The organism is Leptothoe sp. PORK10 BA2 (genome assembly GCF_034932105.1).
Classification (GTDB): Bacteria; Cyanobacteriota; Cyanobacteriia; order Phormidesmidales; family Phormidesmidaceae; genus Leptothoe.
In genome coordinates this window covers 1-25,443 of record NZ_JAYGIG010000129.1, presented here as the reverse complement: position 1 = coordinate 25,443, position 25,443 = coordinate 1, and the positions used below count along the sequence as shown (strand labels likewise).

Annotated in this window: 26 protein-coding genes; 11 read left to right on the top strand and 15 right to left on the bottom strand. The window is 50.8% G+C overall.

Annotated features, from left to right (window positions below; genetic code table 11):
* Window positions 1–70: 70 nt before the first annotated feature.
* Window positions 71–1,366: a glucosyl-3-phosphoglycerate synthase gene (locus VB741_RS20735; RefSeq protein ID WP_323367112.1), complete on the top strand. Its 1,296-nt coding sequence runs from the start codon at window positions 71–73 to the stop codon at window positions 1,364–1,366.
* A gap of 182 nt (window positions 1,367–1,548) precedes the next feature.
* Here VB741_RS20735 and VB741_RS20730 read toward each other — a convergent pair whose 3' ends face one another.
* A complete protein-coding gene (locus VB741_RS20730) occupies window positions 1,549–2,301 on the bottom strand; it encodes a hypothetical protein (protein ID WP_323367111.1) in 753 nt (250 codons plus the stop codon).
* 122 nt (window positions 2,302–2,423) lie between these two features.
* On the bottom strand, window positions 2,424–4,085 hold the full coding sequence (locus tag VB741_RS20725) for a D-Ala-D-Ala carboxypeptidase family metallohydrolase (protein ID WP_323367110.1): 1,662 nt from the start codon (window positions 4,083–4,085) through the stop codon (window positions 2,424–2,426).
* Between the two features lie 395 nt (window positions 4,086–4,480).
* On the opposite strand from VB741_RS20725, the gene VB741_RS20720 reads away from it, so the two are divergent.
* A complete protein-coding gene (locus VB741_RS20720) occupies window positions 4,481–5,266 on the top strand; it encodes an HAD family hydrolase (RefSeq protein ID WP_323367109.1) in 786 nt (261 codons plus the stop codon).
* Between the two features lie 60 nt (window positions 5,267–5,326).
* The gene (locus VB741_RS20715; RefSeq protein WP_442786417.1) at window positions 5,327–6,187 is read left to right on the top strand and encodes an ABC transporter permease; all 861 of its coding nucleotides are present in this window, start codon (window positions 5,327–5,329) and stop codon (window positions 6,185–6,187) included.
* Window positions 6,188–6,237: 50 nt separating this feature from the next.
* Here the strand turns inward: VB741_RS20715 and VB741_RS20710 are convergent, their stop codons facing one another.
* From VB741_RS20710 to VB741_RS20700, 3 genes are all read right to left on the bottom strand, one after another.
* On the bottom strand, window positions 6,238–7,515 hold the full coding sequence (locus tag VB741_RS20710; RefSeq protein WP_323367107.1) for a hypothetical protein: 1,278 nt from the start codon (window positions 7,513–7,515) through the stop codon (window positions 6,238–6,240).
* A 218-nt stretch (window positions 7,516–7,733) separates the two neighbouring features.
* Window positions 7,734–8,132, bottom strand: coding sequence for a CAAD domain-containing protein (locus VB741_RS20705; RefSeq protein WP_323367106.1), 399 nt, complete (start codon window positions 8,130–8,132; stop codon window positions 7,734–7,736).
* Window positions 8,133–8,667: 535 nt separating this feature from the next.
* Entirely contained in the window at window positions 8,668–8,805 is a 138-nt protein-coding gene (locus tag VB741_RS20700) for a hypothetical protein (protein WP_323367105.1), read from the bottom strand.
* On the opposite strand from VB741_RS20700, the gene hflX reads away from it, so the two are divergent.
* Entirely contained in the window at window positions 8,806–10,308 is a 1,503-nt protein-coding gene (gene hflX, locus VB741_RS20695; RefSeq protein WP_323367104.1) for a GTPase HflX, read from the top strand.
* A 197-nt stretch (window positions 10,309–10,505) separates the two neighbouring features.
* Here the strand turns inward: hflX and VB741_RS20690 are convergent, their stop codons facing one another.
* Entirely contained in the window at window positions 10,506–10,817 is a 312-nt protein-coding gene (locus VB741_RS20690; RefSeq protein ID WP_323367103.1) for a carbon dioxide-concentrating mechanism protein CcmK, read from the bottom strand.
* Between the two features lie 278 nt (window positions 10,818–11,095).
* On the opposite strand from VB741_RS20690, the gene VB741_RS20685 reads away from it, so the two are divergent.
* Window positions 11,096–11,335 carry a hypothetical protein gene (locus VB741_RS20685; RefSeq protein ID WP_323367102.1) on the top strand — a complete coding sequence of 80 codons (240 nt, stop codon included), beginning with the start codon at window positions 11,096–11,098 and terminating at the stop codon, window positions 11,333–11,335.
* A 210-nt stretch (window positions 11,336–11,545) separates the two neighbouring features.
* Here the strand turns inward: VB741_RS20685 and VB741_RS20680 are convergent, their stop codons facing one another.
* The 8 genes from VB741_RS20680 to VB741_RS20650 all read right to left on the bottom strand — a co-directional run bounded on the left by VB741_RS20680 (window position 11,546) and on the right by VB741_RS20650 (window position 18,546).
* Window positions 11,546–12,067: an SMI1/KNR4 family protein gene (locus VB741_RS20680; protein ID WP_323367101.1), complete on the bottom strand. Its 522-nt coding sequence runs from the start codon at window positions 12,065–12,067 to the stop codon at window positions 11,546–11,548.
* A 318-nt stretch (window positions 12,068–12,385) separates the two neighbouring features.
* On the bottom strand, window positions 12,386–13,138 hold the full coding sequence (locus VB741_RS20675) for a hypothetical protein (RefSeq protein ID WP_323367100.1): 753 nt from the start codon (window positions 13,136–13,138) through the stop codon (window positions 12,386–12,388).
* Window positions 13,138–13,863 carry a hypothetical protein gene (locus VB741_RS20670; protein ID WP_323367099.1) on the bottom strand — a complete coding sequence of 242 codons (726 nt, stop codon included), beginning with the start codon at window positions 13,861–13,863 and terminating at the stop codon, window positions 13,138–13,140. Before VB741_RS20670 ends, VB741_RS20675 begins: the two co-directional genes overlap by 1 nt.
* Entirely contained in the window at window positions 13,757–14,539 is a 783-nt protein-coding gene (locus tag VB741_RS20665; RefSeq protein WP_323367098.1) for a TIGR04255 family protein, read from the bottom strand. Before VB741_RS20665 ends, VB741_RS20670 begins: the two co-directional genes overlap by 107 nt.
* Before the next feature lie 380 nt (window positions 14,540–14,919).
* Window positions 14,920–15,060 (bottom strand): HNH endonuclease, encoded by a 141-nt coding sequence (locus VB741_RS26490; RefSeq protein WP_442786412.1) that lies wholly within the window; start codon window positions 15,058–15,060, stop codon window positions 14,920–14,922.
* A gap of 24 nt (window positions 15,061–15,084) precedes the next feature.
* A complete protein-coding gene (locus VB741_RS20660) occupies window positions 15,085–15,567 on the bottom strand; it encodes a GNAT family N-acetyltransferase (protein WP_442786411.1) in 483 nt (160 codons plus the stop codon).
* Between the two features lie 188 nt (window positions 15,568–15,755).
* Window positions 15,756–17,894, bottom strand: coding sequence for a hypothetical protein (locus tag VB741_RS20655; protein WP_323367096.1), 2,139 nt, complete (start codon window positions 17,892–17,894; stop codon window positions 15,756–15,758).
* A gap of 238 nt (window positions 17,895–18,132) precedes the next feature.
* Complete coding sequence (locus VB741_RS20650) at window positions 18,133–18,546, bottom strand: Fur family transcriptional regulator (protein WP_323367095.1); 414 nt, start codon at window positions 18,544–18,546, stop codon at window positions 18,133–18,135.
* A gap of 290 nt (window positions 18,547–18,836) precedes the next feature.
* Between VB741_RS20650 and VB741_RS20645 the strand changes: the two genes are divergently transcribed.
* The 3 genes from VB741_RS20645 (at window position 18,837) to VB741_RS20635 (ending at window position 21,650) form a co-directional block, all read left to right on the top strand.
* Window positions 18,837–19,409, top strand: a complete 573-nt coding sequence (locus tag VB741_RS20645) for a peroxiredoxin (RefSeq protein WP_323367094.1) — start codon at window positions 18,837–18,839, stop codon at window positions 19,407–19,409.
* A gap of 213 nt (window positions 19,410–19,622) precedes the next feature.
* On the top strand, window positions 19,623–20,621 hold the full coding sequence (locus tag VB741_RS20640; protein ID WP_323367093.1) for an NAD(P)/FAD-dependent oxidoreductase: 999 nt from the start codon (window positions 19,623–19,625) through the stop codon (window positions 20,619–20,621).
* A 150-nt stretch (window positions 20,622–20,771) separates the two neighbouring features.
* A complete protein-coding gene (locus VB741_RS20635; protein ID WP_323367092.1) occupies window positions 20,772–21,650 on the top strand; it encodes a phosphatidate cytidylyltransferase in 879 nt (292 codons plus the stop codon).
* Between the two features lie 10 nt (window positions 21,651–21,660).
* Here VB741_RS20635 and VB741_RS20630 read toward each other — a convergent pair whose 3' ends face one another.
* Entirely contained in the window at window positions 21,661–22,431 is a 771-nt protein-coding gene (locus tag VB741_RS20630; protein ID WP_323367091.1) for an LmeA family phospholipid-binding protein, read from the bottom strand.
* A gap of 327 nt (window positions 22,432–22,758) precedes the next feature.
* Here VB741_RS20630 and VB741_RS20625 point away from each other — a divergent pair, with 327 nt between their 5' ends.
* From VB741_RS20625 to VB741_RS20615, 3 genes are all read left to right on the top strand, one after another.
* Window positions 22,759–24,000 (top strand): DUF4912 domain-containing protein, encoded by a 1,242-nt coding sequence (locus VB741_RS20625; RefSeq protein ID WP_323367090.1) that lies wholly within the window; start codon window positions 22,759–22,761, stop codon window positions 23,998–24,000.
* 217 nt (window positions 24,001–24,217) lie between these two features.
* Window positions 24,218–24,808: a hypothetical protein gene (locus tag VB741_RS20620; protein ID WP_323367089.1), complete on the top strand. Its 591-nt coding sequence runs from the start codon at window positions 24,218–24,220 to the stop codon at window positions 24,806–24,808.
* A gap of 31 nt (window positions 24,809–24,839) precedes the next feature.
* The gene (locus tag VB741_RS20615) at window positions 24,840–25,235 is read left to right on the top strand and encodes a DUF2358 domain-containing protein (RefSeq protein ID WP_442786415.1); all 396 of its coding nucleotides are present in this window, start codon (window positions 24,840–24,842) and stop codon (window positions 25,233–25,235) included.
* The last annotated feature ends 208 nt before the right edge of the window (window positions 25,236–25,443 follow it).

Genomic DNA, 25,443 nt, shown 5'->3' with positions numbered 1-25,443 from the left:
CGTTGAGGACACTATTTACCTAGAATCTTCCCTATGATGTGACTGAACGCTAACGGGTGTCTACGATCCAATGGACTATAAGCAGGAACGAATCACTACAATTCATGATTTTGGGAGCGACCTATCGCGACTAGAAGAACGATCAAGGGAACTGACCCGCGATACGCCTACCGCTGTTTTGATTCCCTCTCTGTATGAAGAGCTGGAACGGCCTGCCCTCACTCGCATTCGGGATCATCTTAAGGACTGCGCCTTTGTCAACACCGTGATTGTCAGCCTCTATGCGGATACGGCGGAACAGTATTGGAATGCGGTCCAGTTTTTTCGGCCCTTACCGCAGAAAACCCTAATTATTTGGGAAAACGGTCCCCGGATGATTGGCCTGCTCCAGCAGTTGAAGGAACGGGGCCTGGATATTTTGGCCCACCGGGGTAAGGGACGGGCGGTCTGGCTGGGGTTAGGTCTAGCCACGCTCCATGCGGGGGCGATCGCCCTCCACGATGCGGACATCGTCACCTATGACCGGTCCTACCCTCTCAAGCTGCTATTTCCCCTGCTGGAGCCTGAGTTTGGCCTGGCCTTTATTAAGGCCTACTACGCCCGTATCAGCCATGAACCTCGCAAACTTAATGGTCGGGTGACGCGCCTGTTCGTTGCGCCCCTACTCCACTCCCTGATGGATGTGTGGGGGCATCGGGACTATCTCTGCTACCTGTCCGCCTATCGCTATCCCCTATCGGGGGAGTTCGCCCTCACCCGCGATCTCGCCCTCACCACCCGAATTCCGGCCAACTGGGGCTTAGAAGTCGGTCTACTGGCCGAGGTCTATCGCAATGTCGCCCTCAAGCGCATTGCCCAGGTGGATCTGGGCACCTTTGACCATAAGCATCAGTCCGTAGGGGAGTCCCCCGATCAGGGGCTACAAAAAATGTGCCGGGATATTTTGCAATCCGTGCTCCGTAGCCTAACGGAAACCGAACAGGTGGTGATTGGCCAAGATCAGTTGCGATCGCTGCGGATCAAATTCCGTCGTGAGGCTCAAGATCTGGCGCGCCAGTACTTTGTCGATGCCAAATTCAATGGTTTGGAGTACGACCGTCATCAGGAGGAAAACACCCTCGAACGGTTTGAAGAAGTGATTATCAACGCCGGTGAAGAGTACCTCAAAGATCCTACAGGGACCGAAATTCCTGACTGGACTCGGGCCCTGGCGGTGATGCCCGATCTGCGACAGCGTCTGGGGCAGATCGTGACCGATGACATGCAGGATGCCCTCAAGCAGCCCACTCCCCTGCTTGTCACAACTAATGGCCAAGGGCATAGTTCATCCGCTAACCCTAAGGACTTTGTCGTCTTAACGCCATAGGCTGTAGCAATCGGCTGAAGGTTGTCAGCCGATTGCTACATTCTCTAAATATAGCTTTGGTCACATTGGTTAGGACAATTCATATCCCTTTAAGGCGTTAAGTTGTACCACCCATGCGACGCGCAAACGTCCCAATGCATTAGGACGTTTGCTATAAAACTCTCAATAAAAATTAGAAAAAACTAGAGGGCAACTCGATTTGTCGTGCTGCGGAAGGTGACATTCACCCCTTCACTGGTTTGTTCCAATACCAATAGGGGAGTGGGTTTGGCCTTTTGGTCCCACTGCATGGTAGCCAAACGCCCCAACAAGGTGGGCTGCCAGAATTTTTCGTCCCGTTCTGGGCTCAAGAAGTTCTCAATACAGTCAATAATTTCTTGCACCGTAATGGACGTGGCCTGGGTGGGCAGTTTCACCAGTTTGATTTGAATGCGGAAAAGCACCCGTTTTTTGGCTTGAGAATCTTGGACGGTCTGATATTCCACATCAAAGATTTGATCCACCGCTCGGGGTTTGCCAGAGGCAATGCCCACTACGCCTTGTTGTTGGGGCTGGGGCCGGAGCGCCAGGGTCACCCGCTGTTTAACTTTGACCTTAAGTTGATTCACTACGGAGGCATGGAAATGAGTTTCCTCCATGCGCATCCTGAGGTAATCCAGATTGAAATCACGGGAATGAACTAGGTCCGGGTTTTTCTCCATCTTGCTGATGGTGGTCAGCGCTAGCTTTACCCGTTTATGTAATTCCTTATTTTTATAGGCTTCAAACTTCAGCTTTTTGCGAACTCGCGCAAACTGTAGCTGAGAAAGAACACCCAAAATTATCAACAGCACAGCCAGACCGATCGATGTATACATCCATGGGTTTTTTGGCTGGGCCACGGTGATAGGGGTCTGAGCCACCAGAGGATTGAGCTCAATAACAGGATTAGACATAGCTTAGGCGGTTGGTGCTATCCGATTACATTTAGCATGCCCTGGGGGGTGGTTTCCGGACTAAGGGGATATATCTAAAGCTGAATAAAATCTATGTGATGTTTCCATAGACCTAGGTGCAATTAGTGACGCCAGCGTGCGCGATATCCCCGAGCATCTAAATGACTCAGGTTAGGAAACTTAGTATAACGTCCCAATCCTCCAGGCCACCAGGGATCAAGCGCCCAGTAAAGCTGATCGCCGGAGAGACCATCTACATAAAAATCGATCGCGTCACCAACAATGTGGCGACTGTTGGAGGCCCCACCCACCTGGCGATTAATGTCAGCGGGACGATACCAGCTCGTGATGCGAAAAGAACGGCCGATGCGATCGCGCGCCTGTTGGGCCAATGTAGCAATTCGCACCATGCTATCCACCGTAGCCTGGTTGGGGGGCATGCGGGTGCCACCATGGGTGGCTTCGGCCCAGGTAAAGCTGCCATTGGCAATAATGGAGGCCCCCATCTGAATGTTGTGAGGCGTCCAACGGGCCGGACGCGGTGGCAGGGGTATGGGCTTGGGGGGTGGGGCGGCATCGATGGAGTTACGGTTAGCGCGGGTCATGGCCCGCACATCATCAAATAGGGACTGAATCGCATCGATGCGTCGATCGAGCTTGCGCCAGATTTGCACCAGACGAATCAGGGCTTCTCGCTGTTCTTCGATTTCTTTATAGACCTTGGGAATGTCTTCGATAAACCTGATCAGGGATTGATCCACGGCCTTGGCGGCAGCGGCTAGGGCCGTGGGGTTGTCCTTATTGCTTCGAAGAAACTGGGGGCTAGCTCCCAGTTCGCTGAGGGCAGTGGGGCGTGAGTCTAGCCCCTTCCACATGCGGTAGGCCTCGGTGAGAGCAAATCGTTGATAGCCATCCCCTTTGTAATTGTCAGGAATTCTCTGGACAAAGGCAATCAGGGCTGGGTCTACAATGTCGAGATTCGTTTCCTCAGCCCTTGGGTCATGGGTTTGTAACCAATCAATGGCCTCCTCACGGGAGTCCAACTGTCTCCATAGCTGGGTCAGCCGTAGTAGGGCTTCGCGCTGGTGGGGATAGCCGGAGTAAAACCGGGAGATCTGCCGCATAAAGTCCGTCAGCCCCTTATCCAGGGCTGCTTCGTCTGCCACACCATTGGTAAGGGGTATATTCATTGCCTGGATGGTGCTCTGATGGGAGTCGAGCTTGCGCCAGATGCGAGCAACTTCCAGTAGGGCTTCGCGCTGAAAGTCTAAGCGACCATAGTTGGGGGCAATGCGGTCCGCGAGGGCCAGAAGTTCATCGTCTAGGTCGGCCAGGTTATGGGGCAGCTCCTGGGCACCGTAGTCATAGTTAATATCTTCGACATAGGCCGCCAGTAGCTTTTCTGCATTACAGCTTTCTAATCGGGCGGAGTTTGCCTCAGATCCAGATGGCATATACCCTTCAGCAATGCGCTCAATAAAGCGATCGCTATAGCGTCCCTTGGCGGCATCCCATAGGTCATTCCCACTCCAGCCCCCCGCCGTCAGGGTACTGGTCAATCCCCGCAGGGTGTTGGCGGCGTACTGTACCTGTTCGGGAAAGGTATTGACCTGGTCTACTGGCACCTTATTGGCAGCGGCGATGCCTAGGCCGGTTTCCCCATCTATTAACCGGGGGGCTTGGTGCACAGCATAGAGGCCCGCCAGAATCGGTTTATGGATCCCGGCTCGTTCCGCCTCGAGAAGGTAGTAGTAGTTGCGTTGATCGGGGACGAGTTCTGCCATGGTTAACTGGACTACGGTTGCTTGCCTGGACGGGGTTATATTGCTGGGATTTACCTGGAGGGGGTTTACCTAGACGGTGGGAAAGGCCTGATTATAGGACGTCTTTACCCTTGGCATCGGCGATCTGCATAAATTATCAGATTCCTAGTTAGATCAATTTATTTCCATAAATGATCCGCCTGAGCTGTACCCCTGCTGTCAGGGACTTCAAGAACTGGCCTCTAACGTATATCAGTTTCTTGAGATCGGGGGAATTCCTTAATCAAAATCTAGCGCTTGTCTGTCACTATGGCCGTGGCAATGGAATGACTGGCCAGGGAGTTTGGGTAATCGGTGTTTTGGCCATCGGTGTCTTGGTAATAGTCATTCTGGCAATCGGTGTAAGTAAAAAAATAATGGCAGTAAATCGGTTACAGGCCCTGACCAGTGAGCAGTGTGGCCAAGCATTGGCCCAGATTCGTCTGGTGGCAACGGATATGGACGGTACCCTCACCCAGGCCGAAGAGTTTAAGGATGCTCTGTTTGTGAGCTTGGAACAGCTGCGGGCTGTGGGTATGCCGGTGTTGATTACCACCGGCCGCTCGGCGGGCTGGGTGCATGGATTATTGCACTATTTGCCGGTTGTGCTGGCGATCGCAGAAAATGGTGGGCTCTATTTCACTAAAGAAAACCGATATCCCACATTCCTCCAGCCCCTGGCGGTCAACCACAGACAGTTGCTGTTACAACAATTTCAGCGACTGCGACAAAAATACCCCCAGCTTCAGGAGTCTAGCGACAATCCCTTCCGGCTCACCGACTGGACCTTTGAGGTGACGGGCCTGAGTCTGGAGGATCTGCAATGGATGACCGATAACTGCTATGACAACGGCTGGGGCTTTACCTATAGCACCGTCCAGTGCCACATCAAACCCTTACCCCAGGACAAGGCCAGCGGCCTCACCCAGGTGATTGCCCAGCAGTTTCCTGGCCTGGCCCACCACCAGGTCCTGACCGTTGGCGATAGCCCCAATGATGAAAGTATGTTTGACCCGGCCCAGTTTCCCCATTCGGTGGGGGTAGCCAATGTCCGCCATTATCTAGATGCCTTGGACCATCATCCAGCGTTTATTACCCAGGCGGAAGCAGGGGACGGGTTTCAGGAATTGATGCAGGCCCTATTGGCCAAGCGTAATCCATAATGACCCTTTCCCCTGGGCCCTTGCCATTAGACAATGAAACCTGACTTTATTCGGATGGCTATGGCGGAAACTCTGCGATCGCAACGCTGGACCATTTCTAAAACCCTCATGTGGACGGGGATTGTGATCACCCTCTTGTTTGTGCTGGTGGCCTTAGGGGCGCCGTTGCTCCAGAGCTGGGGATGGATTCAGGATCCGCTGATGACGCTGGAAAATCCGGTGCATGTGCCGCCGTCTGGCAAATATTGGTTTGGCACCAGCCGTCAGGGCTATGACGTCTTCTCGCGGACGCTGTTTGGGGCTAGGGCCGCCTGGCAGGTGGTGCTGCTGGCCACTGCCATGAGTGTGGTGGTGGGCGTGCCCCTGGGCATGGTCAGCGGCTACCTGGGGGGGAAGCTGGATCGGGGGTTGCTGTTCTTTATGGATACGATCTACACCCTGCCGGTGTTGCTCCTGGCGGTGACCCTGGCCTTCATTCTGGGTAAGGGGGTGGTGAATGCGGCAGCGGCCTTGAGCATTGCCTATGTGCCCCAGTATTACCGGGTGGTGCGTAACCACACCGTGAGCCTCAAGACGGAGCTATTTGTGGAGGCGGCCCAGGCCATGGGGGCGTCCACCTGGGCGGTGTTATCCCGCTATTTATTCTTGAACGTGGTGCAGAGTGTGCCGGTGCTGTTTACGTTGAATACGGCGGATGCGGTGCTAATTTTGGGCGGCCTGGGTTTCCTGGGCTTGGGGCTGCCGGATGAGGTGCCTGAGTGGGGCAGCTCCTTACGTCAGGCGCTGGATGCCTTGCCCACGGGCATTTGGTGGACCGCTCTGTTTCCGGGACTGGCTATTACCGGCATGGTGACGGGGCTATCCCTGATCGGTGAAGGCCTAAATGATCTGGTGAATCCCCTGGTACGGAAGGAAAATTGAGGGTTGGCGTATTTTCCGGCGTGGCAGAGTGATATTTGCTACATACAGATTTAGGACGATTCGAGGCGTCGACGCCATTCTTCGTCGATTTTGTCTCGGTTAGCAATGTCTTGGTCGATCAGATCGGTTTCGGTGGTGTAGGCAAGGTTGTCTTTGCCCACAATGGTTTGGATGGCAAACTGTTTGGCGTAGTCCAGTTTGCGCTGGATGGTCTTGCCTACTAGGCTCTGACGCTGGGTGTTGCGAGATTCAATTTTTTGGTTGATGCGCTGCATCCAGAAATAGCGCACGGCGGGAATGCCGAGAAAGGCAATGCCGTAGGCCAAAAATAAATCACACAGGGAATAGACCAGACCAACAAAGCCCGTCGTCCAACCGGCGGCGATAAAGGCGAGGTAGAGGGACCCTACCACCAGCAATGTGCCCAGGCCAATGGCAATGGCGACTTGGTTGGGGGCCGCACTGGTAAAGCGGCGTTTGGTTTCTTTGAGAAAGGCGGGGACCGACTGGGGTTGGGAGTTTTGGGTGGTGACCTGTAGCTCGGGGAAGTAGTAGACTAGGTCGCCCTGGGGACTGACCTTGGGTTGGCCGTTAAAGCGGCTCAGAGCCGGGATCACGTAGTCTTCTAGGTCGTCGTTGAGGTTGGCATTGTCTAGGTAGGGTGCCAATTGCTCGGCGGCGACAGCCCCTCGGTTGTTGCGGATGACGGCTGCGATCGCACCCCACCGGCGCGTATCCAAATCTTTATTGGGATCGCCATCCCCAAACAAAAACGAAAAGATTGCCTCTAATAGGTTTAAATCACGGCGGTTGCGATCGCGGCCCCCACCCACCTGATCATAGCGGTCGTAACGGCGCTGGGGTCCATAGCTAAACCAATAAAACCAATCGTTACCGATCCACAGCCAGGGACTAAACCCCATACCGCCGCCGTACCCACCGTCGCGATCCTCCTCATCCCGCTGGGACTGCATGCCAATCATGATGGCAATAATCGCCAAAAATACCAGCATCACCGCCGTAATCAGCATGATGCCAAAGGAAATGCGAATCAGGTAAAACAGTACTGCCCAAATCTTGGCCCAGGTCGACTGCCAGCGCAATTGCCAATATTTATTACGCAGGGTGTTCCGAAACTGCCGAGGAAACTCATAGGCCACATCCCCCGTCTCCGCCACCTGCATGTGGGCCTGGGTGGCAGACGCTAGGGCCAGCACCCCCGCCTCCGCCTGGCTAATATTCAATCCAGTTTTAGCGGCCACATCACCCGCAGTCACCCGGTAGCCCAGGGTCTCGACCGCTTTCATGATGTCCTGATTTAGCTCCATGGGTTTCTTTAGGGGACTTTCTCGTAGGTATGGTTTTTAGCGATGCTTCTCAGTTTCCCTAGTATAGAAAGCCAAAGGGAACCTTTGCCATGGCGGTCAGGTGTGGGTTTCCAGCAAATGGGGCTGAGCCCATACAAAAAATAGCCGCAGGCATTGGCCTCCAGCTATCGTCATTGTTGATGAAGTTGGTTGATGAAGTTGAACTCTACTGTTGAACTTTATTTATTACCCGTAATCTGGTCCTTTACCTCACCCAGGCTACTGAGCAACTCACTACGATTGCTGGCCTTGAGGAGATAACGATAGAGAAACCAGCCAGTGTAGATCAACCCAATTAACTCCATGGTAGGAGCGAGGACTGGAATATCATTGATGGCACTCAAGATAGCAAAGGTCATCTTGATCCCAATCAGCACACCGAGCACTAGACCAATTACCGTAATCGGTCGTTTGTACTCTTTAAAAGTCTCAACCACATACTCTGGGGCATCCCCTAGGACACTGGCAACCTTAGCCAAAACTTCCTTGGCCTGCTCAGTGGCATCAGTAGTCGTGCTGTTAGGGGTTGTGCTTTCAGTGGTCACGTTCTCTTCGGGGGAATTTATATCGGTGCTCATGTTCATATGGGGAATTAACAACCTAGGAGCGGATTCCTACGCTCGTCTACCATTACAGGGAATGGCTGGTGACCGAGTGATCAGTTTCTGAAATGTAAGTCAGAAACTAAGTCAGAGTTGGCACAAATGCAAGCTACCACCCACCCACGGGTTATGCAAACCAGCATCGCCGAACCAGGGACCGAACCAAGTCCAAGTTAAAACTGGTCGTTTCTCCTAGGGCAAAACGACCGTTCTGGATGTGAACAAGCCATTCTGGACGTGGACAAGGTTTATATCAGCTAGCGCACTTTAGACAGTTTATTCTAACTTCATAGAAAAATAATATCGTGCATTGATATCGTCCATGGATACATCGGCAATATATAGGCAATTTCAATCAGTTAGACCTGCGTCAATTAATCCACAACGTTTCAATTTAAGACTGGCCTGTGCTGGGTTTCGGGGCCATGGCTAAAATAAGGAACATTGCTGCATTCCCCAGGGGCCTATCGAAACCATCTATGGCGAGCTGAAGGGTCTAAAACCGAACCAGCTAAAGAAACTCCGTCGCCTTTACCAGGACCGCATTCCAGGCAGTCAAATTACCAGTTCTGAGTTTGCCCAACGCCTGTCGGCCATCAGTACCGATATCAATCAACCCGTATGTGCCTATATCGATCGACGGGGCCATGTGATTCGGGTTGGTGTGGGCTCCCCTCGCCAGACCCAGATTCCCGTTATGGAGTTGCCCCGCTACGGCGCTGAACGTCTGAGTGGGATTCGGTGTATTGCCACCCAGCTGAAGCTCGAAAAACCCGACAACGCAGACTTAACCGCCATGGCCCTCCAGCGGTTAGATGCGTTGGTGATGTTAACCCTCACGGGCAGTGGCTTTCAGCGCAAGGGTGGGGGTGACACCGGCTATATTCGGGAAATTTATTTGGCCCATCTGGTCCCCGATGAGTCCGAGCGCTGGTTCGTGTCTGAGCCGATAGATTTAAACACCTTGGAACTGGAAGACTTTGTTGACCTGACCGAGAGTTTAGAAGAAGAATTTCGTCGCCTATTTATTGCCCAGCAGGTAGATACTAGCCATGACCGAGTGCTGCTGGTGGGGTTACAAATCGAGCGGGTGTCCACTCGACGGTTTAAAAGCGGCCTCGACGAAATTGTGCGCCTAGTGGAAACCGCCGGGGGGGAAGTCTTAGAAACCCTGCAGCAGAAGCGGGCGAAGCCCCACCCCCAGACGGTGCTAGGGGCCGGTAAAATCGACGAGGTGGCATTAGAAGCCCAAACCCTTGGGGCTAGCTTAGTGGTATTCGACCGGGATCTATCCCCTGGTCAAGTGCGTAACCTGGAGCAGCGCATCGGCATTCGGGTGGTAGATCGCACGGAGCTGATTTTGGATATTTTTGCCCAGCGGGCGCGGACGGGGGAGGGTAAGTTGCAGGTGGAACTGGCCCAGCTAGAATATCAGCTGCCGAAGCTGACGGGGCGTGGTCAGGCCATGTCTCGGCTGGGTGGGGGCATTGGTACTCGGGGCCCGGGGGAGACAAAGCTAGAAACGGAGCGCCGGGCGATTCAAAAACGGATTACCCGGTTACAGCGGGAGGTGAACCAGCTCCAGGCCCACCGGGCACGACTCAGGCAGAACCGTCAGCACCATGAGGTGCCCTCGGTGGCGGTGGTGGGCTATACCAATGCGGGCAAGTCAACCTTGTTGAATACCCTGACCAATGCGGATATTTATGCGGCGGATCAGTTGTTTGCCACCTTGGACCCGACCACAAAGCGGCTGTCGGTCGTGGATCCGGAGACCCATGAGAAGCGGTCTATGGTGCTGACGGATACAGTGGGGTTTATTCAGGATTTACCCTCGGCTCTGATGGATGCGTTTCGGGCCACCTTAGAAGAGGTGACGGAAGCGGATGCGTTGCTCCATGTGGTGGATTTATCCCATGATTGCTGGCAGGACCACATTCGTTCGGTGATGGGGATTTTGAAGCAGATGCCGACGACGCCGGGGCCAATTTTGTTGGTGTTTAATAAGTTGGATGCGGTGGATAGTGACACCCTAGCCTTGGCACAGGATGAGTATCCCCAGGCGTTGTTTATTTCGGCGTCGCAGAAGCTGGGGTTGGAGACGTTGCGGCAGCGGTTGGTGCAGTTGGTGGATTATGCTGTGGCAGGCTGATCAACCTTTTCCATGTCCAGAACTGGATAGTCTTCAGCAAGCAACCTCCAGGTTGAGTACCAACTCAAAAGCGGGACGTTTTCCCAAGGATAGTATTCAGAAGTCAGGAGCCAGGAATCAGGGCCTCACTGGCTTCTGGCTCCGGATTCCCCACCTAGCCAGGACTTTCCGAAGTCAAACAAATTCAGTCAAACAAGTCAAACTCTGAAGGGCTCTGAATTTTCATCGAAGTGTAAGGGTAAGACACTTTCAATATTTTCAGTTGGGTGTGGCACGGTGTAGTGGGACATAACTTGTCCACTATTAGGGCAGTCGTTAGCAGCTTTTATTCCCGCCTCCATGGCCCTATCAACCTCCCCCACACGCCCGCGAATCGTGACAAACTGATGTCCGCTATCGGCCTGGGTAATGCCTAAAAGGGAGACTTCACCTGCTTTAACCATGGCATCTGCTGCTGCCAGCGCAGTGGGATATCCGTAGGTTTCGATTACACCGATAGCGTAGAGCATAGGGAAATGGGTTTATTGGGATGGTTCACGTCTTAATATACCTGAGACCTGATACCCGGCAATTATTGTAAAGGGGTAAACATATTCCACCTTCGGATCTGTACAACTGGCTGTGTTGTTAGATTAGTCGACGATTCGGCGTCTGCCCTATGCCTCAGATTTTAGGCAACTTGCATAGCTCAACCTGCATATATATACCATAGACCACCAGTTCATTTATGGGGGCCAAAACAATCATGAGTCACACTGCTGAACGGGTGCTATAGACCATACGGGATTTGGAATTACTGCCCCAGAGTGAAGGCACTGGGCATGAACTGATCAATGGAGAGCTATTTGTTATTCGTTCACTCCATTGTCGGCAGCAGCAGATTAGTCGCAAAGTGTTTGCTGCCTTGGATGCTTGGTCAGACTCGTCGGGTTTAGGGGAGGCTATCTTGGCACCGGGCATTATGCTGTTGGATACGGATACGGTAATTCCTGATGGGGTGTTGATCGGCAAGCAGCGGTTGGGGTGACTGGAAGCGGGACATCTGGCAAGGTTGCCTGAGCTAATTGTTGAAGTGTGCTTTTGTCCGGTGAGAGTAATATTCGTCCAGCCCGTGAGGCAAAGTTGAAACTCTATGCGGTGCGAGGGATTCAGGGGATAACAATAATTTTTGCTAGAAACAGCATACTTCAAAATTTCGGCGCATTGCGGTTGTTATGCTTTATTCGTTGTTATCGTCTTAAAAAGCTGCTTCATTTTCAAGCCCACGTATAAACGATTCAAAATTAGGCGCAACAAATGTAATTTTGTAGTCGAATTCCTGATCTACGTGAACAACTTGCGGTTCTCCTTCTATTCCACACTCTCGATAGTCAAGACAAATCATGTCATGCCCGCCGGAGGGGCAATTTGCAAAATAGATGCCAATCTGTGGATATCCCCACTGTTCAATCATAAACTGTGATCCAAGCGGTCCTCCAAGTGAATAAGTCTTCTTATTTCCAATCGAATAAATACCAGTAATTGCAATATGATCATCAGCCCATGATGTAGAACTTGTTGTGCGATGGTTCGTATTCTTTGGGATACCCCCATTCTGATGGCACGAAAGTTCTATATAAGATTTTGGCAACCGATACCCTAATTTCAATTCAATCTCGCGCACCATATCGTCAGTCAATGGTTCATCGATGTAGGAATTGTTAGCTTCAGATACTTCCCAAAAATCAGAAATATCAAAATCACCAAATATATTTAACATCGATTAAATCCAGAGAATCTTGATGATTCGATATTATAACGGTGCAGTTGTGTGGCGCAGATAACCTTTGCATCATCACAGCAATTCTCATTTTGAAACATTTGTACTGAAATCAGGGCTTTCAAAGACTTTTACTCCTGATCGTTTGGACGACAGAATGCAGGGTCTAGCCATTTGAAGCCACTGAAATCAGACATTTGAGTGAGAATCATTCTCATAATGAGAATTGCTGGCATCATCAACAAGATCTCTCGCCCGTCCGCACCATAGCCTATGAACTTCTGAATTGCTTAATAAATGAGAGGTTATCATTTCAGCCTAGCTATTTGGGTTTGGACTATCAACTGCGACTGTTTGTGCTAAGTACTTAAGAGTATCAATTTGCTCTGAGGCAGTTACTGTCTTACCATCTATCCAATCAGATGGAGGGGCAGAAGGATTTAGCTTTCCAAAAGCTTGAAGGCAATGTGAGTAAGCAATAGCCGCCTGAAGTCGGTAGCTTCCTGTAAATTTTCCATCATTGCCAAGGATCGACCACGCTATACTTCCTTGCTTGATCCCATCCAAAAGAGCTACTGCCAGTTCTTCGACATCATTTATAGTCAGATCAAAGTGATGTTGATTAGCTGGATAGAAGTCCAGATTATTTTTAGGAGTAAAGTCATAATAAGTAGTTTTAGGAAGACAAGATATTGGAATGATTAGGGAACCACGTGTACAACTAGATTTCCGTTTAGAGCCTTTAGTAGAACGAAAGTTACTTTGTGACATACCTTCTGCTACAACAGCAAAAGCATGTCCATGATCTAGAGGGTCAAGAGTAGCTGAGCTATAAACTGATACACCCGAATCTGCTTTCTCCAAAACAAATTGGATAATTCTATCAACAAGTTCTTGATCCCAACTTTGATTAGGATGATGAATTGCTTCATTAATTATAGTAATGAAGTCAACACGATTCCTACAAAGGCGCACTAAATTCTCAGGGTAAAGCTTACTGGGTTTTGAACTTTTAGCTCTCCCGAAAGATATATAAATTCGCTGAAAAAAGTTAAGAAATGATGGCATCATTAACTCAGAAGTTTGCTTATGCCTCTAACAAGTTGTGAATGAGGTAATTCTTGAGTAGCAAGTACTTGAAATAGAAAATCTTTACCCAAACTACCACCGCATATAAGTAGAAAAGCTGCTGCCGTTTGAGCTAAACGTTTGTCAGTAGATTTAATGAATGAACTAACAGAGGCAACCAAACTGCTGTTATCAGTCGAAAATTCTGCATCACTAAGAGCCGCGATTAGAATTCGGACGCTCTTTGAAGGGATAGTTTGAATATAACCAGCAAAAAATGTTTGATACTCATGAGGAGCATCCATTAACCACTCAGCTATCAAGCTTGATGTCTCGTATAAATTATTTTCACCCTCCTGAAAATGAGAAATTCTGTCAAAGCACTCTTTAACTTTATAAGGAATACTATTTAGAGTTGAAAAATGGACTGAGGAAAACGTAGATGTCCCTGTTTCTTGTAAATACTGAAAATTTGCTACACCTTTATGCAGAAATATTCTCCGAACAGCTTCATCATGATTAATTGAAGCTTGAAAATACTCTTCACGTATTGAGGAAGTGTCATCTGTAAGAGTTAGCGAAGTAAGAGAAAAAAGTATTCTTTTAGATTTTTCTTTGCTTTCATGTAAGGGGTTTAGGCTGGAGAGCTTGTTGTAACTCTTCTGTGATACACCAGCGGAAAAAATTTCCTGCTTCTCGGTTAAATTGGTCGAGAGAGTGAGTGACATCGTTTATCTCCGTGTTATTCTCAGTGTAGAAATCAGCATCTATTAAATATCCCAATTCATCGGATCCATCTTTTCTAGCAAGACCATACCGAACCCGTAGAACTGCATCTGCATAATCAAGACGAAAAGCGAACACTGATAATGCTTCAGTGAAATCATGCTCGGGCAAATTATCAGCGACGAAAACTCCTAATACAGGAGGTTGAAGCAAGCTTTGCCAAGGATGCTGTTCTAATCCAAGTTCCGAGCGGATAATGAGGTCTTGATAACGTAATCCAACTCTAGTGAAGTGTGAAGGAGAATAATATTTAACTAATAAGCTAATAGCAGAAGATAAACGAGATCTAAAGTCTTCCCACTTCTCATAATCTACTGTTGAAAGAGCAATGAAGTCACTAGATAAGACAAGTTTCCACTTTCCTTCCTTGTCAAGAAACTCGTAAGTCAATCCTTGACCCATCACTATAGGAGGCGAGTTAGTTTGAGGATTTGACAAAAATGGTAGTTCAATGGCACTAGAGGTATTCAAAGTTGGGTATTCAGCACGAATTGCTTCCTGAAAATCAACCGGAACCTCAGTGTCAATCCGTAGGATTTTTGGAAAGCGAAGTTGACAAATCACCTCTAAAAGAGGATTTCGGGAATACGTTACACGTTGAGATTCAGGGAACTTCATGTCTTATCAAAAAGTTACTACTATGAGTTTCCATATCAAGAAAGACAGAACCATGTGCTTTTCGACGTACGTATGTACTGCTAGCGTGTAGGTATGACTGGCTAGGTTCATTATCTTCGTTGCGTTACCCTCATGGCAATACCCGCTCCCGATCTCGTCGCAGCTAATAAGCTCCCCTCGTCATAAGCTGCCAGTGCATCACTTCAACTTATGTGAGTCAAGATAGATATAATATTTCATTATAACGTCTCAGTTGCAACCATTGTAGATATGAGGAGTCGAGGTTGGGTAAAGGAGGATGTTTTAGATATGGCCCCCACCCTTCCCTCAGAACCGTACGTACAACTTTCACTGTATACGGCTCAAGTAATCTCAATGGCTTATCGATGGAGTTGTGAGTAGCAGACTAAATGGACGGCCACCGAATTGGAGCTGTGGTTGCTTCCTCCCTGACTGTGTGGAACCGTATGGTGGATGTGGATATCCTCCCCAATTGACCATTGCCTGTAGGCAGCGGTCAATAACTTATCTTACACGGCGATCGCTTACAGATGCTTGACGAATAGTACACGATGCTCACCTACACCGTCATAGTCCAAATGATAGGGCACACCATCTTCCTGAGTCTCACTCGATTCAGCCTCAAATCCTATATGCAGATGATAGGCAATTGAACTTTTATTAACTGGCGAAGTAACACATTTAACTCGGACACGGCCAAACTCTTGAGCGGTCTGAAAGAACTGTCTATATAATACACTCCCTACACCTTGTTTTCTAAAGTCTGGATGAATCCCTACAAAGTGGATGTAAGCTTCTTCTGAATGAGACTGCGACAAAAAGCCGATTAAAAAACCAATTATTTTGCCGTTTAGTTCTGCAACAAAACTTGTTTCGCGAAAGTGAGTGAAAAAGAGCCTGGGAAGCATATCACTCATTCGCCTCCCTCCCCACCATGCATCAAGAACGCTAATGATAGGACTGTAATCACTAGGGCAAGTTTTGCGAATCCTTACAGGGTTTTCCATAACGTTTCACCGATAATCTTCAAGTACTGTCTCACCGAAAGTCTAAGCCGCATAACTCATTATATTTTGGCCACAAAGCACTATCCTTACCTATTCTAGGCATTTAAAAAAAGCCCGCAAGACATAGCTGTCCTGCGGGCTTCGATTCAGGGCTGACCTAAGTAAGCCCCAGGATTAGTCACTTCATCCTAGTTAACGCGGCAATTCTCCACGATTTCCTGGGCCGCTTTCTGTACCTCTAGTGCCCAGTCTTCTCCAGCGTGCAACGCTTTCTCCACCGTCTCTAACGCCTGATAGAACAACTGCCAACCAGCTTTCTCTCGCTCGTAGGTCTTTTCCAAGTCGCTAGGTTCACCCTGGATAAAGTCCAATCCTTCCTGCAACTGGGAAATACCCGTGTAGATAAACTCAGTTGCTTCGTCTGACTGACCTGTATTAAACAGGGTTGCCACCTTGAGGGAGAATCTCAACATAGCCACCGTGATGGGCAGCCGAGACACAAAACAACCCGTAAACGGATCAATGTCTGACTTAATGCTGCCGATCTCCTCGGGCAGTGCCTTGGCATAGGCCGAGAACAACAAGATCCGCAGATAGTCTCCCACCTGCTTACCCACCTTAGCCATGGCAATGGCTTCCTGGGCAAAGCCTTCTTTGTCATGGCGCATGATCAAACCAGAGGCATGGGCATAGGCCAGGTTTGGCTGCTGCCCCCGGGCCGACAGAATGTAAGCCTGGTCCTCCGCCCGGGCAATGAAGCTGGGGGTAAAGGTTTGATAGCGCCGCAGACTGTCCACCAAAATACCGTTGGTACCACCGGTCACATGGATACGTTGAATGGCCTTAGTCTCTCCATCAAAGTCCGTGCCCGCTGCATAGCGGGTCATCATTTCCGCCTCGGTGGATAGGGCCTGGGGCAGTTTGCTAAAGAACACATATTCATCTGGGGCTAGACTGCTATTGGAGAAGGTTACGTCCGGGGTAAATATCCCCTGATGGATATCTTTTTGGTTCACCAATGCGCCAGCAATCATGCCTAACTCAACGGGGTGACCGGCCGAATCTGTGCCGGTGGCACCCCACAGGGGAGTTTGCAAATGGCCAAAGGCGGTGGCACCGGTTTGCTCTAGTAGCTCGGCCTGAGGAAAGACCTGGTCTAGGTCAATCTTGAAGGTGGCCTTGATTTTGGGGTCCACTAGCACATGCCACAGGGGCACAATGGCCTTAAGGAAACTGTAGTGTCGGCCATAACGACCATCTACCCCAAAAACGGACAGCATTTTCTCCGCATCTTCACTGGCAGAAGACTGTTCCAGAATAGGCAGCAATACCTTTTCTACCAAACTGTTGGTGTCTGTCTCGGTAAAGGCAAAAATGTTCAGCTGAGCTAGGGGCTCACTGGCTGCCAGCACCTGCTTTAGGTAGTTCTTGCCTAGGGTTTGTAAACGCTCATGGGTGACGGATACGGACAGCACGCAGTTCACCTTGTCGGTGCTGCCCGATTGCTGCTGCTCAAATTCCACCGCATGGTTCAGGTGCTTAAGACCGTAGAGGATTTCGTTGCTTTCTTCGCTGATGCCAATGGGAATGGGATGGTCGTACCAGTAGAGCTGGGGGTCGTCGGCTGCTTCGGTGAGCTGGGCTTGGAAGTCGGCATCAAAATTGGACAGGTCGGTTGACCCGAGGGGCATGGTCAGCAGGGCATTGGAGGTAAATAGGACCTGCTGGGCGGGGTTCTCAATGGGATGGGGGTTGAGCTGGTCAATGGTGACTGTCCGTTGTTGACGCAGCTGGGTGACCTGGTCAGCTTCTTGGCCCCAAATGCCTGTCCCTTCGGGAAATAGGACGGACCAAACGGCATTGGCGGTGGCGATGTCATCTCCGGCGGCGTCTGCCAAAGTTGCGGCCATTTGGTCTAGTTTGGCGTTTAGTTCAGCATCTTGGGCGCAGGCTTGTGCTAATTCCTGGGTAATGAGCTGGGCACTGTGGGCGTAAAATTTGGCCGCTTTGCCCCAATCAGGGGAGGTGGAGAGTTTATCTAAATAGGTTTGGGCGGTGGCAAAGCTGGGATGGGTTTCCCCTGCTAACACGACCAAGAAGGCGGCATTAAGAGTTTGCAATAGGGATGTGGCATCTTGCCCATCGGCGAAGTTGGTCAGTGCTAGGGGCAAAATTGCCTCAACTTCGGGGCTGGCAGGCTGGGTTAGAAAATTCAGAATAGGATTGAGGGCTGTCATGAGTTTAGAAAAAATATCTAGGGGACAACTCAAGGCTGATTGGAACGTGGCTGATCCTTGGGCAAGACCCAGGGTTGGAGGTTGGGCCAATGGCCCACAGTCCAGCTGGCGAAAGCGGATTAATCAGCAACGGTAAGGTTGGGACACACCACCCTTTAGTTGTATGTCAATCTGTTCAAAAGTATGGTGTTGCGGACTTCAAATTACTTCGAAGTTCTGCTGAAGTTTTATTTCTGGGATGAAAACTGATGCGTTAAAACCCTTGGATGCAGTGGGGTACGGTAAATTAATTGCTGATAGTAGGCGATGACTTTGGGGTTGGTGCGGGTTAGCAGCGATCGCAAACTCCATGCACCGTCACTTCATAGTTATCCACGGTCAGTCCTGGCCGCAGCTGGGCCGTATCCAAACATTGAAATCGCTCCCAGGGAATATCCTCAATAGAGCCGCACACCTTACAACGAAAGTGATGGTGTAGCTCCACATTGGCATCGTAGCGACATACCCCTTCGTCTAAGAGCACCTCGCGCACCAGGCCCACATCCCGCAGTGCCTGCAAAGAACTATAGATAGTCGCCTGGGAAGACCGGGGCACATCCTTATTGACATCGTTCAAGATTTGCTCAGCAGTGGGATGATCCTCGCGGGCAAGCAGGTTGGCATAGACTGCAAATCGCTGGGGCGTTACGCGCAGATGCTTGGATTTGAGGAGCTTGACAATTTCTTCTGTCTGCTGAGACATCACCACAAGGTTTAGATGGGAACGAGGATATAAATCTAATTTTACGCACCAGCTGCATCAGACTATACAAGCCGTATGACCCTGTAAAGTCTATAGTGCACCTATATTTCCCTATCGTAGCATCCACATTATCTAATATAGACTTCAAAGTCAGAATTATTCTTAGATGTTGATATTTTTGAAGATAAGAACTATTCTGGTTTAGGTAGGCGGCCGTTCAATTTTGCTATTGAATCCGCCATATCTGTTTTACTAACGATCCACCTAGCAAGCAAAATACAGGAATTATCATGGCTGTTATCGAAAAAGTACCCAGCGTTGTATTTAAGACTCGCGTTCGTGATGAGTCCGTTGAAGGCCCTAACCCCTATCGCTGGCAGGATACCACCACCGAAGATATCTTTGCTGGCAAAAAGGTCGTTGTCTTCTCCCTGCCCGGTGCGTTTACTCCCACCTGCTCTTCTAACCACCTACCCCGCTATGAAGCGCTGTATGACGAAATGGTAGGCTTGGGCGTTGATGCCGTTTACTGCATCTCTGTCAATGATGCCTTTGTGATGTTCCAGTGGGGCAAACAGCAGGGCGCTACAAACGTCAAGCTGCTGCCCGATGGCAACGGCGAATTTACTCGCAAAATGGGCATGTTGGTGGACAAGTCCAACATCGGCTTTGGGATGCGCTCCTGGCGTTATTCCATGGTGGTTAACGACATGACCATCGAGCAGCTATTTGCTGAGCCTGACTTTGGTGACAACTGCCCCATTGACCCCTTTGAGGTTTCTGATGCTGACACCATGTTGGCCTACCTGAAGGGCGTAGATGCTCCGGGTGTTTCCGAGCCGATTAAAGAGTTTGTGGGTTAAGTTTAAGCCCATCCTAAAACCCATCCTAAAATCTGAGCGTTACGCTTAAATTTTAGGTCAGAAGGCCAAAAAAGAAGGTCAAGCAAGAAGGCAAAGAAGGCTCACAGTATTGTCTTCTTTGCCTTCCGTATCTATATCTATGTCGAGTTCTCTCATTTTCCCGATCTAACCCATCCCGACTATTGACACCTGCTGAGGGCAGGTTAGCAACCCATGAAATTATCGAGTGCCAATATTGAAAATCATCTGGATACCCTCTATGACGCCATTGTGGTCGGTGGTGGCATGGGCGGTCTATCAGCAGCTATCTACCTGGCCCGTTACGGTCTGAAATGTCTGGTGATTGAAAAAGGTAAGGGGCGTTCCCTATGGATGCAGGACACCCGTAACTATTTAGGTCTAGATCCCAACACGCCGGGACGTGACATTCTTAGCCATGGTGTGCAGCAGTCCTTGGCATGGGGGGCCGACCACCTGCGGGCCTTTGTGGAAGAGGTGACCGACGAGGGAGATACGTTTGCGGTCAAGGTCAAGGTGGGAAAGACAAACAGTAAATTCTATACCCTACGTAGCAAATATGTGATTGCTGCCTCTGGTGTGATTGATGTTTTGCCTGAGCTGGAGAACATGCAAAATGTCTATGATTATGCGGGCTATACCCTCCATGTGTGCATGATCTGTGATGGCTTTGACATGTGGGATCAGAAGGCCGTGGTCATGGTGAGTCGGGAATCTCAGATTGATGTGGCCTTTGTGTTGAATTGGTTTACCCCCTATATTTCGGTGCTCACCAATGGTTTCACCGTGGGGGCTGAGATGAAGCAAAAGTTAGCGGACTATGGGTACCCTCTGTATGAAGCCCCCATCGCTCAAATTTTGGGAGAAAACCACAAGATGAGCGGTGTAGAGCTGCAGGATGGCACCGTTGTGGAGGCCACCACTGGTCTGATCAACATGGGTTCGATCTATCACAATCAGTATCTTAAGGGGATTGAGGGCCTGACCTGGGACGGGGGAAATCTGGTGACGAATAATATGGGCCAAACCACCCACGATCGGATTTTTGCCGTGGGGGATCTGAAACAGGGTCTGAACCAGGTGACTGTGGCGGTGGCCGATGGTACATTGGCGGCGACTCAGATTTGGCGCTACATTCGCCGTGCTAGCGCCCCCCGTAAGTGGGAGGAGAACCTGATCTCAACGCCTGTCTAGATGCCTGTCTAGATATAGTTCAGTCACTAGACCTGATCTAGGTCTGAGCTAGACCCAGATCAGGTCCAATCCAGAGATCCATTGGTGGAGAGCGTGCCTCGCTGCTGAATCGGTCTATTCTGACTAGGTAGACTGTTTACTTATTCGTTTATGCCGTGGATCCGTATTGCTAGTGGTGCAGTTGCGATCGCAATTGCCCTCCTGATGATCATATTAGGCGGGTGGTACTTCACCATTGGTTTCGGCATCATTGTCTATCTCGGTCAGCTCGAAGTTTTTGCCCTGACTAAGGCCAAGGGCATTAACGCCGCCGTTAAAACCACCCTGATCGTCAGTCAGGTGCTCTTGATCTCGGCCCACATCGCCCCGCCCCTCAGCGATGCGATCCTGTCCCTGGCAGGGACCTGCATTTGCTTTTACGTCCTCTTTCAGCCCAAGTTTGCCACCATTGCCGATGTGGCCACGTCTATTTTGGGCCTGTTCTATGGGGGCTATCTCCCCAGCTTCTGGATTCGGCTACGGGATTGGGCAAGCCCCGCCACCAGCCTGCCCCTGGGGGGCTACTGGCCCACCGATTGGAGTCTAGAGAGTCTGCCCATTGGCCTGATCCACACCCTATTGGCCTTTTCCTGTATCTGGGCGGCGGATATCGGTGCCTATGCGGCTGGACGTACCTTTGGTCGCACCCCTCTGACCCACATCAGCCCCAAGAAAACCGTGGAAGGTGCCCTCTTTGGCCTGGGTAGCAGCCTGCTGGTGGGACTGTTGGGAGCCCGGTTAATGCAGTGGCCCCTGTGGTGGATCACCGGCCCTACCTTTGGCACCATGGTTGGCGTTTCTAGCCTGCTGGGGGACCTGACCGAATCCCTGATGAAGCGCGACGCTGGGGTGAAGGATTCCGGCACCCTCATCCCTGGCCACGGCGGCATTTTAGATCGCACCGACAGCTATATTTTTACCGCTCCCCTCGTGTTTTACTTCATTACCCTGTTGCTGCCCAGCTTGCCAGGGATTTGGCCAGACATTTAGGGTTGCGCCATTAGGGTTGCACCATAATGGCGCACTGGCAGCTTAACCGGTCATTTTCAATGGCCAGGGACTGCACATCAATGTGCTCGCCTAAATTCCAACTAAAGCCCCTCAGGGCCTCACTAGGCACCCAATCCCCAGAGGGCAACCCCCAATGGGCGGTGGTCAGCTGGAGTATCTGCCCCTGGTCAATGGCGATTTTCCCCTGCAAACAGAGTTCCGTTGGGGTCTGTGGCGCATTCTGCTGCTCACCTTGGCTGATCAGATGCAGCCTTAATCCGCTGCCAGCGGTTTCCATTTTTGACTGGTACTGGGTCAGATCCTGCCATGCCATGGTGTGAGGGCCATAGTGGGCGGCTACTTCTGCGGCTACATCGGCTTTGGCCAGCAGGGTTTGCCAAAAATCCAGCAGCCCGTCTGCCAGCACCGAGGCGGTGCTGGACACGGCCAGATCCTCCCCAGCAAAAACCACCTGCCCCTGGATAGGAAAGGCCTGTTTTAGCCGCAGGGGCTTACCCCGCAACACCTGACCAATATTGATCTGAATATCCCTGGCCTGCATATTGACAGCTGTAATCCGCGCCCCCTTATAGACCGCTCCCTGGGCCGACAAGGCTAGACCGGGGATTTGGCCCGTCAACACCTGGCGGTCAGTAGCCTGGATCTCAAAGCTCAAATCCCCGATGTCATCCAGCTGGGTTTGCAGCCAGAACTTGACCGCCACCGGCAGCACACGACTGATCAAACGACTGCCTTGGCTGGTGGAAGGGGATGGGGGCATGGCTCTTGGCTCAACAGGTCTAGCCCCAATCATTGCATACCCTCTGACGGGTGAGACCTGGCCTACGGCACCCAAATACCAACGATCCCCAACTTGTCATGAAATCATGACTATTTTGCTCCCCGGATTCTTTCTGATTCCCCTATTTGTCATGATTTCATGACAGTATATTTTCTGAAACCATTGAAAACTCAATGGATAAACGTTTTTACGGGGATCGCTGGACTTGATCCCCGTAACATTTATTGGCATGATGAATCTCGAAAGCGATCCCCAGAGGGTGATTTAGCTGTCTATTCTGCAGTGCTGAAAAAGAAGGGTATGGTCATGGGTAACGGTTCAAGGGCTCCATTAGAAGATTTGACACTGCGTCAGCTACGGTTAGTTGCGAGTGAGTACGAGGTCTCCCGCTACAGCCGCATGCGTAAGGTTGAGCTGGTTGACGCGATTCGTGCCGCCCAGGTTGCTCGGGACAGCGGACAGGTACCTGCGTCTACATCTACAACAGAAGCAGTTATGGCAGCGGGTGCCGCTACCGCTGGTAGTACAGGTACCGCCACTGCGGTTCTAGCCATGGAAGAATTGGCGACCGTGGATGAAGGGTTTGGTGATTTGCCCGGTGGCTATGGCGAAAGCCGCATTGTGCTAATGCCCCGCGACCCTCAGTGGGCCTATGCTTACTGGGATATTCCGGGCACCCACAAGGATGAAATGCGCCGCCAAGGAGGCATTCGCCTAGCCATTCGGTTTTATGACGTGACTGACATTGATATCAATCACGTTAGCCCCCACAGTCTTCAGCAGTTTGAATGCGATGAGATGACTCGGGAGTGGTTCTTGCCAATTCCCGTTAGCGATCGCGACTACATGGCAGAAATTGGCTACGTCGCCGCCGACGGTCGTTGGTTGCTGATGGCTCGTTCCAGCCCCATTCACGTTCCTCCCGTCTATCCCTCCGACTGGATTGAAGACCACTTTGTCACGCTCAACTGGGACGAGGATCTGCGCGGCAAGACCATTATGACCTTGGTTCCCCCCAGCAAGAAGCCCGGTGTTGTTGGCTTTGATGCTGCAGGCAACCCCATATACGATGCCATCTTTGCCCAGGCCCAGTCCATGGAAGCTCAGCGGGTGGCAGGTTCCATCTTTGGTTCCATGCACCAGGTGCCCGAGGAGTCCGTTAGCTCCTTTGTCTTCCCCTCCGGTGTTGGCATGTGGTCCCTACCCACAGCGTCTGGCGTGAACATGTCCGGGGCTGGCTTCTCCGCTTCTGCTCCCCCCATGCGTCCGCGTCAGTTCTGGTTGATTGCCGATGCTGAGCTGATTGTTTACGGTGCTACTGAGCCTGATGCCACTGTGACGATTGGCGATCGCAAAATTGACCTCAAGCCCGATGGCACTTTCCGCTATCAAATGTCCTTCCAGGATGGTCTCATTGACTATCCCATTAAGGCTGTGGCCGTTGACGGTGAGCAAACTCGCTCAATCCACATGAAGTTCACCCGTGAAACCCCTGAGCGTAATACCAACACCAAGGCAGAAGCGGTTGAAGAATGGTTCGCATTTTAGGCTAATTCAGCCTGTCAGTTAGTGGGTTGAATTCACAGACTGAATTCACAGACTGATTTCAAACTAGTTGCAGGGGGGTGTGGTTCTACTACATCCCCTTTTCTATGTCTAGAGTCGGATATTCTCCATCGCCCGCCATAAATGCCTACGTTATGGTGCTATCACCAAGGTGATAAATCTAACGTCACCCATTTGCAACCCCTTGCTCCCCTGCACCATGACTCCCCAAGACATCACCCACCTACTCCAGACCCGCTTTGATCGTGCCTGCGAACTCAAGCCTCCCCATAAATGGCAAGTGGAAACCTCGGATCTGCGGCTATTGGTCCTGTTGTCAGAGGATCAAACCTGGTTGAGGCTGCTGGTGCCCATTGTGCCTATGGCAGAAGCCCAACCCTATTTAACCGAAATCCTCAGGGCTAACTTTGATCGAACCCCCTGCTATGCCACCCATGAAAACCTACTATGGGGAGTCTTTCAGCATAATTTGGCCAGCCTAGACGGGGATCAATTCTCCGCCGCCCTCGATCAGCTGATCGCCATGAAACAAGCCGGAATTTCTCCCTTTTTCAATACTCTAATTGAGACCAAAGTACGGCAGCTGATTCAAGCCGCTAAGCTCCAGGGCCAATCCCTAGAAGCCACCCTGCAAACCATCAACCGATTTTATGCAGAGGGCGTCATGGGCGATATGGAAGACGACAACTATGGCAAACAGGCTTTAGCCGGCTGGCAGCGTCAGCTAGAAAGGCTTTGGCCCGAGGTGAATCCCGAGGTGAATCCATCGGAGGCCTTAGGTAATGGATAATGAGCCGAACCATCCTTCAGAAACCAGGATTTTGCAGGTCATCGACCAGGTCAAAACTGACTATGCCCGCTTTCCCCAGGGGCAAAGCTATGAGCTCTATGCAGAGGATGTGTATTTCAAAGACCCGATGAATGAGTTCCGGGGGGTGGCCCGTTACCAGCGCATGATCGGGTTGATTGAGCGGTGGTTTGCCAATATAGAGCTGGAATTACACGGGGTAGAACAGCCCCATCCCGATACCTTTATCACCCGGTGGACCCTGCACTTCACGGCACCGACGCCGTGGCAGCCTCGGATTTCTATCCCCGGCTGGAGTGAGCTACAGCTGAATAGTGCGGGGCTGATCTGCTCCCACATTGACCAATGGAACTGTTCCCGGTGGGCCGTGTTCAAACAATTATTTGGCTCTCTTGTAAGTCCCGAATAATCTGCTGATCACTTGTTTTTAATCTGGCCTTAGGATTAAACCTATTGACTAGTGCACCGTCAAGACTAAAAATTAGGATTATTGAGAGTGTTGCGGTAAGCTTTATGCAGCGTACCGGAATCCTATGCAGAAAAAGTATATTGTCCGCCTAACCCCCGATGAGCGTCATCAGTTACAAGCGGTGATCAAAAAGTTGAAGGGCAGCAGC

Coding starts and splice junctions, on each gene's coding strand:
- VB741_RS20725 (WP_323367110.1), bottom strand. CDS start 4,085: ATGGCAGAACTCGTCCCCGATCAACGCAACTACTACTACCTTCTCGAG.
- VB741_RS20720 (WP_323367109.1), top strand. CDS start 4,481: ATGGCAGTAAATCGGTTACAGGCCCTGACCAGTGAGCAGTGTGGCCAA.
- VB741_RS20645 (WP_323367094.1), top strand. CDS start 18,837: ATGGCTGTTATCGAAAAAGTACCCAGCGTTGTATTTAAGACTCGCGTT.
- VB741_RS20625 (WP_323367090.1), top strand. CDS start 22,759: ATGGGTAACGGTTCAAGGGCTCCATTAGAAGATTTGACACTGCGTCAG.
- VB741_RS20640 (WP_323367093.1), top strand. CDS start 19,623: ATGAAATTATCGAGTGCCAATATTGAAAATCATCTGGATACCCTCTAT.
- VB741_RS20675 (WP_323367100.1), bottom strand. CDS start 13,138: ATGATGCCATCATTTCTTAACTTTTTTCAGCGAATTTATATATCTTTC.
- VB741_RS20700 (WP_323367105.1), bottom strand. CDS start 8,805: ATGGCCCCGTCGATCGATATAGGCACATACGGGTTGATTGATATCGGT.
- VB741_RS20650 (WP_323367095.1), bottom strand. CDS start 18,546: ATGTCTCAGCAGACAGAAGAAATTGTCAAGCTCCTCAAATCCAAGCAT.
- VB741_RS20690 (WP_323367103.1), bottom strand. CDS start 10,817: ATGCTCTACGCTATCGGTGTAATCGAAACCTACGGATATCCCACTGCG.
- VB741_RS20665 (WP_323367098.1), bottom strand. CDS start 14,539: ATGAAGTTCCCTGAATCTCAACGTGTAACGTATTCCCGAAATCCTCTT.
- VB741_RS20680 (WP_323367101.1), bottom strand. CDS start 12,067: ATGTTAAATATATTTGGTGATTTTGATATTTCTGATTTTTGGGAAGTA.
- VB741_RS20735 (WP_323367112.1), top strand. CDS start 71: ATGGACTATAAGCAGGAACGAATCACTACAATTCATGATTTTGGGAGC.
- VB741_RS20730 (WP_323367111.1), bottom strand. CDS start 2,301: ATGTCTAATCCTGTTATTGAGCTCAATCCTCTGGTGGCTCAGACCCCT.
- VB741_RS20715 (WP_442786417.1), top strand. CDS start 5,327: ATGGCGGAAACTCTGCGATCGCAACGCTGGACCATTTCTAAAACCCTC.
- VB741_RS20710 (WP_323367107.1), bottom strand. CDS start 7,515: ATGGAGCTAAATCAGGACATCATGAAAGCGGTCGAGACCCTGGGCTAC.
- VB741_RS20670 (WP_323367099.1), bottom strand. CDS start 13,863: ATGTCACTCACTCTCTCGACCAATTTAACCGAGAAGCAGGAAATTTTT.
- VB741_RS20660 (WP_442786411.1), bottom strand. CDS start 15,567: ATGGAAAACCCTGTAAGGATTCGCAAAACTTGCCCTAGTGATTACAGT.
- VB741_RS20630 (WP_323367091.1), bottom strand. CDS start 22,431: ATGCCCCCATCCCCTTCCACCAGCCAAGGCAGTCGTTTGATCAGTCGT.
- VB741_RS20635 (WP_323367092.1), top strand. CDS start 20,772: ATGCCGTGGATCCGTATTGCTAGTGGTGCAGTTGCGATCGCAATTGCC.
- VB741_RS20705 (WP_323367106.1), bottom strand. CDS start 8,132: ATGAGCACCGATATAAATTCCCCCGAAGAGAACGTGACCACTGAAAGC.
- VB741_RS20620 (WP_323367089.1), top strand. CDS start 24,218: ATGACTCCCCAAGACATCACCCACCTACTCCAGACCCGCTTTGATCGT.